General features: G+C 62.8%; 12 protein-coding genes and 1 pseudogene. 10 read left to right on the forward strand and 3 right to left on the reverse strand.

The window, feature by feature from the left end:
• Positions 1-10 precede the first annotated feature (10 nt).
• From ACZ5M5_RS11535 to ACZ5M5_RS11575, 9 genes are all read left to right on the forward strand, one after another.
• Positions 11-352, forward strand: a complete 342-nt coding sequence (locus ACZ5M5_RS11535) for a YdcA family protein (RefSeq protein ID WP_060738110.1) — start codon at positions 11-13, stop codon at positions 350-352.
• Positions 353-744: 392 nt separating this feature from the next.
• The gene (locus ACZ5M5_RS11540; RefSeq protein WP_060738109.1) at positions 745-1,593 is read left to right on the forward strand and encodes a transporter substrate-binding domain-containing protein; all 849 of its coding nucleotides are present in this window, start codon (positions 745-747) and stop codon (positions 1,591-1,593) included.
• Positions 1,594-1,647: 54 nt separating this feature from the next.
• A complete protein-coding gene (locus tag ACZ5M5_RS11545; RefSeq protein WP_018608019.1) occupies positions 1,648-2,310 on the forward strand; it encodes an amino acid ABC transporter permease in 663 nt (220 codons plus the stop codon).
• Positions 2,311-2,319: 9 nt separating this feature from the next.
• The gene (locus ACZ5M5_RS11550; protein WP_028236639.1) at positions 2,320-2,982 is read left to right on the forward strand and encodes an amino acid ABC transporter permease; all 663 of its coding nucleotides are present in this window, start codon (positions 2,320-2,322) and stop codon (positions 2,980-2,982) included.
• Positions 2,979-3,785, forward strand: a complete 807-nt coding sequence (locus ACZ5M5_RS11555) for an amino acid ABC transporter ATP-binding protein (RefSeq protein WP_207281650.1) — start codon at positions 2,979-2,981, stop codon at positions 3,783-3,785. Before ACZ5M5_RS11550 ends, ACZ5M5_RS11555 begins: the two co-directional genes overlap by 4 nt.
• A 25-nt stretch (positions 3,786-3,810) precedes the next feature.
• Positions 3,811-4,200 (forward strand): RidA family protein, encoded by a 390-nt coding sequence (locus tag ACZ5M5_RS11560; protein WP_060738107.1) that lies wholly within the window; start codon positions 3,811-3,813, stop codon positions 4,198-4,200.
• Positions 4,201-4,414: 214 nt separating this feature from the next.
• Positions 4,415-5,179, forward strand: a complete 765-nt coding sequence (locus ACZ5M5_RS11565; protein ID WP_060738106.1) for an IclR family transcriptional regulator — start codon at positions 4,415-4,417, stop codon at positions 5,177-5,179.
• Between the two features lie 41 nt (positions 5,180-5,220).
• Entirely contained in the window at positions 5,221-6,438 is a 1,218-nt protein-coding gene (locus tag ACZ5M5_RS11570; RefSeq protein ID WP_060738105.1) for an amino acid deaminase, read from the forward strand.
• Between the two features lie 155 nt (positions 6,439-6,593).
• Positions 6,594-7,514: a sugar kinase gene (locus ACZ5M5_RS11575; protein ID WP_060738104.1), complete on the forward strand. Its 921-nt coding sequence runs from the start codon at positions 6,594-6,596 to the stop codon at positions 7,512-7,514.
• A 116-nt stretch (positions 7,515-7,630) separates the two neighbouring features.
• On the opposite strand, the gene ACZ5M5_RS11580 is transcribed toward ACZ5M5_RS11575, so the two are convergent.
• Together ACZ5M5_RS11580 and ACZ5M5_RS11585 are read right to left on the reverse strand one after the other, a co-directional pair.
• Positions 7,631-7,906: a peptidylprolyl isomerase gene (locus ACZ5M5_RS11580; RefSeq protein WP_019690952.1), complete on the reverse strand. Its 276-nt coding sequence runs from the start codon at positions 7,904-7,906 to the stop codon at positions 7,631-7,633.
• A 48-nt stretch (positions 7,907-7,954) separates the two neighbouring features.
• A complete protein-coding gene (locus tag ACZ5M5_RS11585; protein ID WP_060738103.1) occupies positions 7,955-10,492 on the reverse strand; it encodes a hybrid sensor histidine kinase/response regulator in 2,538 nt (845 codons plus the stop codon).
• Positions 10,493-10,624: 132 nt separating this feature from the next.
• On the opposite strand from ACZ5M5_RS11585, the gene ACZ5M5_RS11590 reads away from it, so the two are divergent.
• On the forward strand, positions 10,625-11,743 hold the full coding sequence (locus ACZ5M5_RS11590; RefSeq protein ID WP_060738102.1) for a PilT/PilU family type 4a pilus ATPase: 1,119 nt from the start codon (positions 10,625-10,627) through the stop codon (positions 11,741-11,743).
• A 103-nt stretch (positions 11,744-11,846) separates the two neighbouring features.
• Here the strand turns inward: ACZ5M5_RS11590 and ACZ5M5_RS11595 are convergent.
• Positions 11,847-13,801: pseudogene (locus ACZ5M5_RS11595) on the reverse strand (acetoacetate--CoA ligase).
• Between the last annotated feature and the right edge of the window lie 12 nt (positions 13,802-13,813).

Below are 13,813 nucleotides of genomic sequence, written 5' to 3' on the forward strand. Positions count from 1 at the left end.
GGAAGCTGTCATGAAACGCTATCACGGAACGTCCGCTTTACTTCGCACCTGTGTCGCGATCCTGTTGTTGGCCCTGGGCACTTCGACCTTTGCTGCCAATCAACCGTGTTCCGGGCGCAAGGGCGGTATTGCCGGATGTGACGGCGATACCTTCCTCTGCAACGACGGCTCCATCAGTGCTTCGAAGAAGTCCTGTTCCGCTGTGCTGGGGCTTCGGAACGAGGCGCGCCCGCAGTCGCTGCTCAAGTCCGCCGACGGTTGCCAATGCGGCAGTGGCAATTACTGCGTCGGCCCCCGGGGCGGGGTCTATTGCCTCACACCTGGCGGCAGCAAGAGCTACAAGCGCAAATAGACCAGGCACACCGCCGAACAGTGGGAGCGAGCTTGCTCGCGATAGCGTCAGGTCAGTCAACATCAACATTGACTGATACACCGCTATCGCGAGCAAGCTCGCTCCCACGGGTATCCATTTATAACTCCAGGTGGCTCCGTTTCAGTGCGCCAGGTGCGCCGAGTACCCGGCATGGGGCCTTGTTACCCGCTCGCCGTGGCCAACGGTAGCAATCTCGGCACGGTTCCAAGCCCCCATCCATTGCCTCTGTTTTTCCCATCTCCCTGATTTCCCTGACTTTCCATTTTTCTCACCCATGCGCTCCAAGCCTGTGGCACACTTTCTGCTGTCTATTCCGTTGTTACATACCATGTTCCGGTATAGCGGAATAAACTCATTCTGGAGTGCTTGCCATGCAACGCCGACCTTCCTTGTTCAAAGCGTGTGTTTTTCTCTTCGCGGCCACGACGGCTGCCATGGGTGTCGCCCAGGCGGCCGACAGCAAGCTGGACAGCGTGCTGCAGCGGGGGAAATTGATCGTGGGCACGGGCAGTACCAATGCGCCGTGGCACTTCCAGGGAGCGGATGGCAAGTTGCAGGGCTTTGATATCGATATCGCGCGCATGGTTGCCAAGGGCCTGTTCAATGACCCGGAGAAGGTCGAGTTCGTGGTGCAGTCGTCCGATGCGCGGATTCCCAACCTGCTGACCGACAAGGTCGACATGAGCTGCCAGTTCATCACCGTCACTGCCAGTCGCGCCCAGCAAGTGGCGTTCACCCTGCCGTACTACCGCGAAGGCGTCGGCCTGCTGCTGCCGGCCAACAGCAAGTACAAGGAAATCGAAGACCTCAAGGCCGCGGGCGATGACGTCACCGTGGCGGTGCTGCAGAACGTCTACGCCGAAGAATTGGTGCACCAGGCGCTGCCCAAGGCCAAGGTCGACCAGTACGACAGCGTCGACCTGATGTATCAGGCGGTGAACTCCGGACGCGCCGATGCCGCCGCCACCGACCAATCCTCGGTCAAGTACCTGATGGTGCAGAACCCCGGGCGCTACCGCAGCCCGGCCTATGCCTGGAGCCCGCAAACCTACGCCTGTGCGGTCAAGCGCGGCGACCAGGACTGGCTGAACTTCGTCAACACCACTTTGCATGAAGCCATGACCGGCGTGGAATTCCCTACCTATGCGGCGTCGTTCAAGCAGTGGTTCGGCGTCGAGCTGCCGTCGCCGGCGATTGGTTTCCCCGTTGAATTCAAATGACCCTGTGAGCCCGGGGCGCCCCTTGCGGGCGCTTCGTCGAAGGTACTGCCAACCATGAATTATCAGTTGAACTTTGCCGCCGTCTGGCGCGATTTCGACACCTTGCTGGCGGGACTGGGCCTGGGGCTTTCCCTGGCGCTGGTGTCGATCGCCATCGGTTGCGTGATCGGCCTGGCCATGGCGTTCGCGCTGCTGAGCAAGCATCGGGTCCTGCGGGTGCTGGCGTCGGTGTATGTCACGGTGATCCGCAATACACCGATCCTGGTGTTGATCCTGTTGATCTACTTCGCTTTGCCGAGCCTGGGCATCCGCCTGGACAAGCTGCCGTCGTTCGTCATCACCCTCTCGTTGTACGCCGGGGCCTACCTGACCGAAGTGTTCCGCGGCGGGCTGTTAAGCATTCACAAGGGGCAGCGGGAAGCGGGGTTGGCCATCGGCCTGGGCGAGTGGCAGGTGAAGGCCTACGTCACCGTGCCGGTGATGCTGCGCAACGTGTTGCCGGCCTTGTCGAACAACTTCATTTCGCTGTTCAAGGACACCTCCCTGGCGGCGGCGATCGCCGTGCCGGAGCTGACCTATTACGCCCGCAAGATCAACGTGGAGAGCTACCGGGTGATCGAAACCTGGCTGGTGACCACGGCCCTGTATGTCGCGGCCTGTTACCTCATTGCCATGGTGCTGCGGTATTTCGAGCAGCGCCTGGCGATCCGCCGTTAGGAGTCTCCCATGTACGAATCACCCAGTTGGTTGCATGAGTTATGGGTCGCCCGGGACACCCTGTGGGCCGGCTTCTTGACCAGCGTGCAGTGTTCGCTGTTGGCGATTGTGTTGGGCACGCTGATCGGCCTGGTCGCCGGCCTGGTGCTGACCTATGGCCGGACCTGGATGCGCGCGCCGTTTCGCTTTTACGTCGACCTGATCCGCGGCACGCCGGTGTTCGTGCTGGTGCTGGCCTGCTTCTACATGGCCCCGGCCCTGGGCTGGCAGATCGGCGCATTCCAGGCCGGCGTGCTGGGCCTGACGCTGTTCTGCGGCTCCCATGTGGCCGAGATCGTGCGCGGTGCCTTGCAGGCGCTGCCCCGTGGGCAGATGGAAGCGAGCCAGGCCATCGGCCTGACGTTCTACCAGTCGCTGGGCTATGTGCTGTTGCCCCAGGCGTTGCGGCAGATCCTGCCGACCTGGGTCAATTCCTCTACCGAGATCGTCAAGGCTTCGACCCTGTTGTCGGTGATCGGCGTCGCCGAACTGCTGCTCAGCACCCAGCAGATCATCGCCCGGACCTTCATGACCCTGGAGTTTTACCTGTTCGCCGGGTTTCTCTTTTTCATCATCAATTACGCCATCGAATTGCTCGGGCGACACATTGAAAAGCGGGTGGCCTTGCCATGACTGACGTTTCGAATCTCTCCAATACGGAGCTATCCAACACCCAGCCGTTGCTGGACATTCGCGGCCTGCGCAAACAATACGGCCCGCTGGAAGTGCTCAAGGGCGTGGACCTGAGCATGCAGCGCGGCAACGTGGTCACGCTGATCGGTTCCAGTGGTTCGGGCAAGACCACGCTGCTGCGCTGCGTCAACATGCTCGAAGAATTCCAGGGCGGGCAGATTGTGCTCGACGGCGAGTCCATTGGCTATGACGACATCGACGGCAAGCGTGTGCGCCACCCCGAGAAGCTCATCGCCCGGCACCGTGCCATGACCGGAATGGCCTTCCAGCAATTCAACCTGTTCCCGCACCTGACCGCGTTGCAAAACGTCACCCTGGGTCTGCTCAAGGTGAAAAAACTGCCCAAGGACGAAGCGGTGGCCCTGGCCGAGAAATGGCTGGAGCGGGTCGGTCTGCTGGAACGGCGCGATCACTTTCCCGGCCAGTTGTCCGGTGGCCAGCAGCAGCGCGTGGCGATTGCCCGGGCGATTGCCATGAACCCCAGCCTGATGCTGTTCGACGAAGTGACTTCGGCCCTGGACCCGGAGCTGGTCGGCGAGGTGTTGAACGTGATCAAGGGCCTGGCCGAGGACGGCATGACCATGCTGCTGGTGACCCACGAAATGCGCTTTGCCTTCGAGGTCTCCGACAAGATCGTGTTCATGAACCAAGGGCGCATCGAAGAGCAGGGTCCACCGAAGGAACTGTTCGAGCGGCCGCAATCGCCGCGGTTGGCGGAATTCCTCAAGAACACCCGTTTTTAATTTTATTCAGTAAGGAGAAACACCCATGAGCATTACGCGCTACGGCACCGGCAGCTCCGCAGGCGGCGGCCAGCCACGGCCATTCGCCCGCGCCGTGGAGGCCGATGGCTGGCTGCATGTGTCCGGCCAGGTACCGGCGGTGAATGGCGAGATCATTGTCGGCGGGATCGTCGAGCAGACCCACCAGACCATGAAGAACCTGGTCGCCATTCTCGAAGAGGCCGGTTATGAGCTCAAGGACGTGGTGCGCTGCGGCGTGTGGTTGGATGACCCGCGGGATTTCTGGAGTTTCAACAAGGTGTTCGGCGAGTACTTCAGTCCTGAACACGCCCCGGCCAGGGCCTGCGTGCAGGCGAGCATGATGGTCGATTGCAAGGTCGAGATCGATTGTGTGGCCTACAAGAAAAAGGCCTGATTCGGTGTAGGACTGTCCTTCAAGGCCTGTTTGATTCATCTTGATGAGCACGCCTATCGTGGCGAGGGAGCTTGCTCCCGCTGGCCTGCGAAGCAGGCCCGATAAGTGACAAGCGACTGCTGCGCAGCCGAGCGGGAGCAAGCTCCCTCGCCACAAAAGCATTTTCGTCACAATGAAAAACATGCACCTACGATTGAATTCAGGAACCAGAGACATGACCGAAGACACCATCAAACGCCGGGCCCGGGGACTGGATCGGGCGTTCGATATCCTCGATTTCCTCAAGGAAATCGGCCAGCCGCTGCGCCCGAACGATATCGCCAGCGGCATCGGCAGCCCCAAGTCCACGGTCTATGAACTGGTGGCGTCGCTGCTGGAGCGCCGCATCCTCGAGCCGGTGGGCAAGGACGGTCACGTCTACCTGGGGCGCCAGTTGTATTTCCTCGGGCAGGCGCACCTGCGGCATTTCGACCTGAGCCGCGAGGCTGACCAGGCCTTGCAGGAGATCGTGCGCCAGACCCGCGAAACGGCGCAGATGTGCCTGCTCAACGGGCGTAAATACACCGTCGCGCTGATGAAGGAAGGCGAGCGGCATTTCCGCATTTCATCGGACATCGGTGAAAACGCGCCAATCCCGTGGACGGCGTCCGGGCGCCTGTTGCTGGCGCATTTGAGCGACCAACAGATCGTCGACCTGATCGACCCCGACGACTTCATTTTGCCGGACGGCGAGCGCTTGCCCCTGGAGCAATTCCTCGGGGAAATCCGCCAGGCCGGCCTCGATGGGTTCTTCTCTTTCGACAGCGTCGCCGACACCTTCACCCACTGCTTCGCCGCACCGGTCAAAGACCCCGGCGGCGTGGCCATCGCCACCCTGTGCATCGTCGCCCCTCGGGCCGACGCCAAGAACAATTACGCCGACTACCGCCGGGTGCTGATCGAAAGCGCCAACAACCTGGCCCGGCGCATCAATGAATAGATAACTGCGGCTGCGAGCGGCCGCGTGCGAGGAGTACGAACATGTCTTCTGTCATTCCCAATGCTGGCGTAGAGAAGGGTGCGGCCACCGTCGGTGCTCATCTGCTCAAGGACGTCAGCCTGCCGGCGTTGGTGCTGCACCGCGCGGCGCTGGAGCACAACATTCGCTGGATGCAAGCGTTCGTCACCGACAGTGGTGCCGAACTGGCGCCCCACGGCAAGACCAGCATGACCCCGGCGCTGTTTCGACGCCAGCTCGATGCCGGTGCCTGGGGCCTGACCCTCGCCACCGCCGTGCAGACCCGTGCCGCTTACGCCCACGGCGTTCGTCGAGTGCTGATGGCCAACCAACTGGTGGGCACGCCAAACATGGCGCTGATCGCCGATCTGCTGGCCGACCCGGCGTTCGAATTCCATTGCATGGTCGATCATCCGGACAACGTCGCGGACCTGGGGGCGTTCTTCGCCTCGCGCGGTATGAAGCTGAACGTGATGATCGAGTACGGCGTGGTCGGTGGTCGGTGCGGCTGCCGGACCGAGGCCGAGGTGTTGGCCCTGGCCGAGGCGATTCGCAGTCAACCGGCGCTGGCGTTGACCGGTATCGAAGGCTACGAAGGGGTGATCCATGGCGACCACGCCATCAGTGGCATCCGCGCATTCGCGGCATCGTTGGTACGGCTGGCGGTGCAGTTGCAGGACGACGATGCCTTTGCCATCGACAAGCCGATCATCACCGCCTCGGGTTCGGCCTGGTACGACCTGATCGCCGAATCCTTCGAAGCCCAGAATGCCCACGGGCGTTTCCTCAGCGTGCTGCGTCCCGGCAGTTACGTGGCCCATGACCATGGCATCTACAAGGAAGCCCAGTGCTGCGTGCTGGAGCGCCGCAGCGACCTGCACGAAGGCCTGCGTCCGGCCCTGGAAGTCTGGGCTCATGTGCAATCGCTGCCGGAGCCGGGCTTCGCGGTGATCGCCCTGGGCAAGCGCGACGTGGCCTACGACGCCGGATTGCCGGTGCCGCTCAAGCGCTACACGCCCGGATCGGATTCGGTACCGGGTGACGATGTCAGCGGTTGCAAGGTGACGGCGGTGATGGACCAGCATGCGTTCATGAGTGTGGCGGCCGGGGTTGAGCTGCGTGTGGGCGACATCATTGCGTTTGGTACTTCACACCCGTGCCTGACGTTCGACAAGTGGCGGGTGGGGTGCCTGGTGGATGAGCAGTTGCGGGTGGTCGAGAGCATGGAGACTTGCTTCTAGTCGTTGGACCAGGTTGTGGCCATCGCGGGCAAGCCTTGCTCCCACACGGATCGACTGTGAACACAAAGTTGGTGTTTGCCCAAGATCCCCTGTGGGAGCAAGGCTTGCCCGCGATTAGCGACCTTCCAGACACCACCAAAATATCAGGATCACCTATGAGCAATCCCACCCAGAAACCCCGCATCGCCCTGATCGGCGAATGCATGATCGAACTGCAACAACGCGCCGACGGCAGCCTGCTGCAAAGCTTCGGCGGCGATACCCTGAACACTGCGGTGTACCTGTCCCGCGCCTTGGGCAACAGAGGCGCGGTGGATTACGTCACCGCCTTGGGCGACGACAGTTTCAGCGATGCCATGTGTGAGTGCTGGGCCGAAGAAAACATCGGTCTGCAACGGGTCCAGCGCTTGCCTGGACGCCTGCCGGGTCTGTATTGCATCCAGACCGATGCGGCGGGCGAGCGGCGATTCCTCTACTGGCGCAACGAGGCGGCGGTGCGCGAGTGTTTTACCACCCCGGCCGCCGCGCCGATCCTGGCGGCATTGCCGGATTACGATGTGCTGTATTTCAGCGGCGTGACCCTGGCGGTGCTCGGTGAGCAGGGGCGCGCCAGGCTCATCGAAACCCTGGTCGAAGCCCGTCGACGCGGGGCCCAGGTGGTGTTCGACAATAATTACCGGCCAAGACTCTGGGCCTCGATCGAGGCGGCGCGGGCGGCGTATCGCAGCGTCCTGCCTTACGTGGAATTGGCGCTGTTGACGGTGGAAGACGAGCAGGCACTGTTCGGATATGCGGACACTGACGCGGTATTCGCCGCCTATGGGCAGCTCGGCACGCCCGAGGTGGTGCTCAAGCGCGGTGCCGAGGCCTGCCTGATTCGTTGCGATGGCGAGTCTTATGAGATTCCCGCCCAACGGGTCGAGCGTGTGGTGGACACCACGGCGGCGGGGGATTCATTCAGTGCCGCGTACCTGGCGAGCCGCTTGCTGGGGGGTACTCCGGCGGAGGCGGCCGAGTCGGGGCATCTGTTGGCGAGCCGGGTGATCCAGGTGCCGGGGGCGTTGATGCCAAAATAATAAGTGGGCACAAAACCTGTGGGAGCGAGCTTGCTCGCGATAGCGCTGGGTCAGCTTGCAGAAATGTTGACTGTGTCGTCGCCATCGCGAGCAAGCTCGCTCCCACAGGCTCGGTTTCAATCCCGGTAGAACACCTGCACCAGGTGATAGCCGAACTTGCTCTTGATCGGCCCATGTACCACCCGCAAAGGCTTCTTGAAGATCACCGCATCGATCGCACCGACCATCTGCCCCGGCCGCACTTCGCCCAGGTCGCCGCCGCGTTTGCCCGAGGGGCAGGTGGAGTATTTCTTGGCCAGCACATCGAAGGCTTCGCCCTTGGCGATGCGTTGCTTGAGCTGTTCGGCTTCTTCGGCGGTTTTCACCAGGATATGGCGGGCTTGGGCTTTCATTGCAGCGGTGACCTGAACGGTGCGACGGGGCGGCGATTATGCCTCAAGTCAGCTGTCATGGTTGATCATCGTCCGAATCTTGTTGGCCAGCAGATCGAGGGTGAAGGGCTTGGCGACCATGTCCATGCCCTGGTCGAGGAACCCCTGGCGCTCGGCGGCTTTCTGCGCGTAACCGGTCATGAACAGCACTTTCAGCCCTGGGCGGTGCTGGCGGGCGATTTCCGCCAGTTGCCGGCCATTCATGCCCGGCAGCCCGACGTCGGTCACCAGCAGGTCGATGCGCTGCTCCGATTCCAGCAGGGGCAGGGCCGTCATGGCGTCCTGGGCTTCCAGGGCGGTGTAGCCCAAGGTCTTCAACAGGTCGAGCACCAGCATGCGCACCGCCGGTTCATCTTCCACCAGCAACACGGTTTCCCCGGCGATGGCCGGCGGTACGTCGACCGTCTCCGCGGTGGCGGGTTGTTGGGCCGGCGCAACGTGCAAGCGCGGCAGGTACAACTGCACCCGTGTGCCCTGGCCCGGCACGCTGTCCAGGTTGAGGTGTCCACCCGACTGTTGGGCAAACCCGTAGATCATCGACAAGCCCAGGCCGGTGCCCTGGCCGATGGGCTTGGTGGTGAAGAACGGGTCGAAGGCCTTGGCCAGCACGGCGGGGGTCATGCCGCTGCCGTTGTCGCTGACCGCGATCATCACGTAGTCGCCGACCTTGACCGGTTCGAGGGTATTGATGTCAGTGCCGTCCAGATAGACGTTGGCGGTTTCGACGATCAATTCGCCGCCGTCGGGCATGGCATCCCGGGCGTTGATCACCAGGTTGAGCAGGGCGTTTTCCAACTGGCTGGCATCGGTGCTGACCGGCCACAGCTCGGGGGTCAGTTGCAGCCGCAGCACGATGTGATCGCCGGTGGTCCGGCTCAGCAGGTCTTCGAGCGAACGCACCAGCTCGTTGGCGTCCAGCGGCTTGCGGTCCAGGGACTGGCGGCGGGAAAACGCCAGCAGCCGATGGGTCAGGGCCGCGGCGCGGTTGGCCGAGGACACCGCCGCTTCGGTGAAGCGCCCGATCTCGGCGGTGCGGCCGGCGGCGATGTAGCGTTGCATCAGGTCGAGGCTGCCGAGGATGCCGGTGAGCATGTTGTTGAAGTCATGGGCAATGCCGCCGGTGAGTTGGCCCACGGCCTCCATTTTCTGCGCATGGCGCAGGGCTTCTTCGGCGCGCTCGCGTTCGAACATCTCGCTTTGCAGGCGATGGTTGGCTTCGGCCAGTTGCCGGGTCCGGGCGATGACCCGTTCCTCCAGTGTTTCGTTGAGGTTGCGCAGGGCTTCCTCGGTTTTCCGGCTCTCGGTCTCGTCGATCACGAAGATGTAGAAACCGTTCACCGCCCCGTCCGTCCCGTGGCGAGGCAAGTAGTTGATCAGTGCATGGCGCGGGCGACCGTCGCGATGGTCCATCTGCAAGGTGAAGCTGCACGGCTTGCCGGCCAGGGCATCGGCGATCTGTTGGGCGCGGGCGGCATAGGCCTCTTCGCCGAGCACTTCGCGGATGGTCTTGCCGTAGAGCTCCTGCGGGGTCAGGCCGTACCAGTCCAGGTAGGCGCTGTTGTTAAGCCGGAAGCGCTCTTCGCGGTCCGCGTAGCTGATGAGGATCGGCATGGCGTTGATGATCAACTGCAGCTCGGTCTGGCTCTGGCGCAGGGCTTGCTCGGTGCGCTTGCGTTCGGTCAGGTCCAGGGCCGCGCCCAGAAAACGCTTGGGTCGGCCGTGGCGGTCCTTGTAGCAACGGCCGCGCACGTACACCCAGCGTAATTCATCGTTGGGCTGCAACAGCCGGTACTCTTCGGCGTATTCGGTGCCATGGGTAATGCAGTGCTTGATGCTGCGGGCAACCATCGCCCGGTCTTCGGGATGCACGCCTTCGAGGTAGGCGCTGATGGGCAGCTGGCGCGACAGGTTCGGGTCGACGCCATGCAGCAGGGCGAAATGGGCGTCGGCAATGAAGCGGTCTTCGCTGATGTCCCAATCCCAGGTGCCCAGCGCGTCGGCGGCGGCCAGGGCCAGTTGCAGGCGCTCTTCGCTTTCGTGCTGGGCCTTGAGGCTGGCCTCGGAGCGCCGTTCGAATTCCATGGCCAGGCGGCGGCGTTCGCTGGTCTCGATGGCGGTGACCAGGATGCCGGCGACGCTGCCGCTTTCGTCATGCACCGGGCTGTAGGTCAGATCCAGCCAGACATCGCAGAGGCGACCAGCGAAGGGCACGTGCCAGTGCTGGTCGCGGCAGGTGTGCGTCTGGCCTTGCAACACGCGGTGGTAAATCCCTTGGGTTGCCCCTTTGAGTTCGGGCCATGCTGCATGGGTCGGCTGGCCGAACGCCCGGGGGTGCTTGTCACCGCTCAGTCGGCCGAAGGCGTCGTTGTAGAGATGGGTCAGCTGCGCGCCCCACAGCAAGGCCATCGGCATCGGCGAATGGAGCACGATGTCCACGGCGGTGCGCAGACTCTGGGGCCAGTTTCGGGCAGTGCCCAATGGGGTCTGGGCCCAGTCCACCTGGCTGACCAGGCGCTGGGCATCATTGCCGGCGGGTGTCGCGTTCATCACGCAATCCCTGGCTGTCGTGTCTGTACCACGGCGTCTACTATCCTTTGAGGAAAGTAAGTGCGGGCGGGTCTGAAGGGTTTCATGTTCGGCTCAACTTGTTTCATTGATGTCTCGCGGAAGTTTCAGTCCATGGAAATCGATCCGTTGTTGCGAATCCTGGCGAGCCAGAATGGTTCCGATCTTTACATGTCTACGGGGGCACCGCCGTGCGCGCGTTTCGAGGGCGTGCTCAAGCCCTTGGGTAACGAGGCCTTCAAGGTCGGCGACATTGCCCGGCTCGCCGAGTCTTTGATGGACGCCGAACAGCGCCTTGAGTTCGATCGGGAACTGGAAATGAACCTGGCGATCTCCCTGGCCGGCGTCGGGCGGTTCCGGGTCAATGTCTTCAAGCAGCGCAATGACGTCTCCATGGTGATCCGCAACGTCAAGCTGGACATCCCGCGCTTCGAAGACCTGAAACTGCCCCGGGTGCTGTTGGACAGCATCATGCAGAAACAGGGGTTGATGCTGTTCGTCGGCGCGACAGGTTCGGGCAAGTCGACTTCCCTGGCGGCGCTGATCGATTACCGCAATCGCAACAGCAGCGGCCACATCATCACCATCGAGGACCCGGTGGAGTATATCCATCGGCACAAGAAATCCATCATCAACCAACGGGAAGTCGGTGTCGACACCCGCAGTTTTCATGCGGCCCTGAAAAACACTTTGCGCCAGGCGCCGGACGTGGTGCTGATCGGCGAAATCCGCGATCGGGAAACCATGGAGCATGCCCTGTCGTTTGCCGACACCGGGCACTTGGTGATTTCCACCTTGCATGCCCATAACGCCAACCAGGCCCTGGACCGGGTGATCAATTTCTTTCCGGAAGAGCGCCGGCCGCAGTTGTTGAACGACCTGGGCAATAACCTCAAGGCGTTCGTTTCCCAACGCCTGGTGCGCACCCGTACCGGCCAGCGGCGGGCGGCGGTGGAAGTCATGCTGGGTTCGCCCACGGTGGCCGACCTGATCCGGCGCAACGAGCTTGGCGAGCTCAAGGGCATCATGGAAAAGTCAGAGGAACTGGGCATGCAAACCTTTGACCAGGCCCTGTTCAACCTGGTGGTTGAAGGCGCCATCGACGAGGAGGAGGCGCTGAAAAATGCCGATTCGGCGAACAACCTGCGGTTGCGTTTGAAGCTGCATACCGAGTCGGGGGCGGTGGCGCCACCGGCCGATCCGGCAGCGGGTGAGTGGGGGCTTATGGATTGAGCGGGTTATCGTTCATCACGAGCGAGCTCGCTCCCACATGGGTTCTGCCAGTCACCGGAGATCCACTGTGGGAGCGAGCTTGCTCGCGATGAGGTCCTGACGGTCAGCTCGCAAGCTCCGGCCGATCCCGAAACTGCTCCAACGCCTCGGGGTTGGCCAGGGCATCGGTGTTCTTCACCACCTCGCCATGCACCACGTTGCGCACCGCCAATTCCACCACCTTGCCGCTGATGGTCCGCGGAATATCACTGACCGCGAGGATCTTCGCCGGCACATGCCGTGGTGTGGTGTGGGTCCGGATGACCTGGCGAATCCGTTGTTCCAGGGCTTGATCCAGCGTCACGCCATCGCGCAGGCGCACGAACAGCACCACCCGGACATCGCCCTGCCATTGCTGGCCGATGGCAACGCTGTCCAGCACCTGCTCGACCTTTTCCACCTGCCGATAGATTTCTGCCGTGCCGATGCGCACGCCGCCAGGGTTGAGCACGGCGTCGGAGCGCCCATGGATCAACAGGCCACCGTGGGGCAGTTCCTCGGCGTAGTCGCCTTGGGCCCACGCCCCGGGGAACTGGGCGAAGTAGGACGCGCGAAGTTTTTCCTGCCGAGGGTCGTTCCATAAACCAATGGGCATCGCCGGGAAATGCCGAGTGCACACCAGCTCGCCTTTTTCCCCGATGACCGGGTTGCCGGCCTCGTTCCAGACCTGCACGGCCATGCCCAGGCTCTTGCCCTGCATTTCGCCCCGGCGCACCGGTGACAGTGGGTTGCCGTTGACGAAGCAGGAGACGATGTCGGTGCCGCCGGACATCGAGGCCAGGCAGACGTCGGGTTTGACATCCCGATACACGTAGTCGTAGCTATGGGGGCCAGCGCCGAACCGGTGGACAGGAGGGTTTTCAGGCTGTCCAAGCGGTGCGTCTGCCGGGGCTTGAGGCCTTCGCTTTCCAGGGCGGCGAGGAATTTGGGGCTGGTGCCGAAGACGCTGATGCGCTGCTGATCGATCAGGTCCAGCAAGCGCTCGGGGCCGGGGTGGAACGGCGAGCCATCGTAGAGCACCACCGCGCTACCCACGGCGAGGGCCGATACCAGCCAGTTCCACATCATCCAGCCGCAGGTCGTGTAGTAGAACAGCCGATCCTCGGGGCCGAGGTCGACGTGCAGGCCATGTTCCTTGACGTGTTGCAGCAACACGCCACCGGTGCCGTGGACGATGCACTTCGGCACGCCGGTGGTGCCGCTGGAGTACAGGATGTACAGCGGGTGGTCGAACGGAACGCTGACGAATGCCGGTTCGCCACCGCGTTGATAAAAGTCGTTCCACAACGCGATCGCGGCCGGGGTCTTGAAGTCTTCGAGGCGGGCGTCAGGCTGGGCATAAGGCAACACGATCAGTTGTTGCAGCGACGGCAGCCGTTCGAGGATTTCATTGACCTTGGCGCGCTGGTCGATGACCTTGCCGGCGTAGCGATAACCGGCGCAGGTGATCAGCACCTTGGGCTCGATCTGGCCGAACCGGTCGATGACGCCCTGGGTGCCGAAGTCCGGTGACGAGCATGACCAGATGGCGCCCAGGCTGGTGCTGGCGAGCATGCCCACCAACGTCTGCCAGGTGTTGGGCATGCAGGCGGCGACCCGGTCGCCCCGGGTGACGCCAGCGGCTTGCAGGCTTTTCTGCAGGCCGGCGACATGGGCGGCGAGTTCGGCCCAGGTCAGTTGTTCCTGGCCGCCGTTTTCGCCCAGTGCCACCACCGCGACGGCGTCATCGCGGCGCCGCAGCAGGTGTTCGGCGAAGTTCAGCGTGGCGCCAGGGAACCACTGGGCACTGGGCATTTGCGCACCCTCCACCAGTACCGCGTCGGGAGCGTGGTGAAAGCGGATCTCGAAGAAGTCGACGATGGCCTGCCAGAAGGCTTCGCGCTGGTCGATGCTCCAGGCGTGCAGGGCGGGGTAGTCGTTCAGTTGCAGGTGATGCCGCGCGTTGACGAACCGGCGAAAGGCGTTCATGCGCGACTGGGCGATGCGTTCGGGGCTGGGTTGCCAGAGGAGGTCGGACATGGGGGGCCTCTT

The sequence above is a fragment of the Pseudomonas sp. Van50 genome (assembly GCF_055390755.1).

Coding starts and splice junctions, on each gene's coding strand:
- ACZ5M5_RS11535 (WP_060738110.1), top strand. CDS start 11: ATGAAACGCTATCACGGAACGTCCGCTTTACTTCGCACCTGTGTCGCG.
- ACZ5M5_RS11540 (WP_060738109.1), top strand. CDS start 745: ATGCAACGCCGACCTTCCTTGTTCAAAGCGTGTGTTTTTCTCTTCGCG.
- ACZ5M5_RS11545 (WP_018608019.1), top strand. CDS start 1,648: ATGAATTATCAGTTGAACTTTGCCGCCGTCTGGCGCGATTTCGACACC.
- ACZ5M5_RS11550 (WP_028236639.1), top strand. CDS start 2,320: ATGTACGAATCACCCAGTTGGTTGCATGAGTTATGGGTCGCCCGGGAC.
- ACZ5M5_RS11555 (WP_207281650.1), top strand. CDS start 2,979: ATGACTGACGTTTCGAATCTCTCCAATACGGAGCTATCCAACACCCAG.
- ACZ5M5_RS11560 (WP_060738107.1), top strand. CDS start 3,811: ATGAGCATTACGCGCTACGGCACCGGCAGCTCCGCAGGCGGCGGCCAG.
- ACZ5M5_RS11565 (WP_060738106.1), top strand. CDS start 4,415: ATGACCGAAGACACCATCAAACGCCGGGCCCGGGGACTGGATCGGGCG.
- ACZ5M5_RS11570 (WP_060738105.1), top strand. CDS start 5,221: ATGTCTTCTGTCATTCCCAATGCTGGCGTAGAGAAGGGTGCGGCCACC.
- ACZ5M5_RS11575 (WP_060738104.1), top strand. CDS start 6,594: ATGAGCAATCCCACCCAGAAACCCCGCATCGCCCTGATCGGCGAATGC.
- ACZ5M5_RS11580 (WP_019690952.1), bottom strand. CDS start 7,906: ATGAAAGCCCAAGCCCGCCATATCCTGGTGAAAACCGCCGAAGAAGCC.
- ACZ5M5_RS11585 (WP_060738103.1), bottom strand. CDS start 10,492: ATGAACGCGACACCCGCCGGCAATGATGCCCAGCGCCTGGTCAGCCAG.
- ACZ5M5_RS11590 (WP_060738102.1), top strand. CDS start 10,625: ATGGAAATCGATCCGTTGTTGCGAATCCTGGCGAGCCAGAATGGTTCC.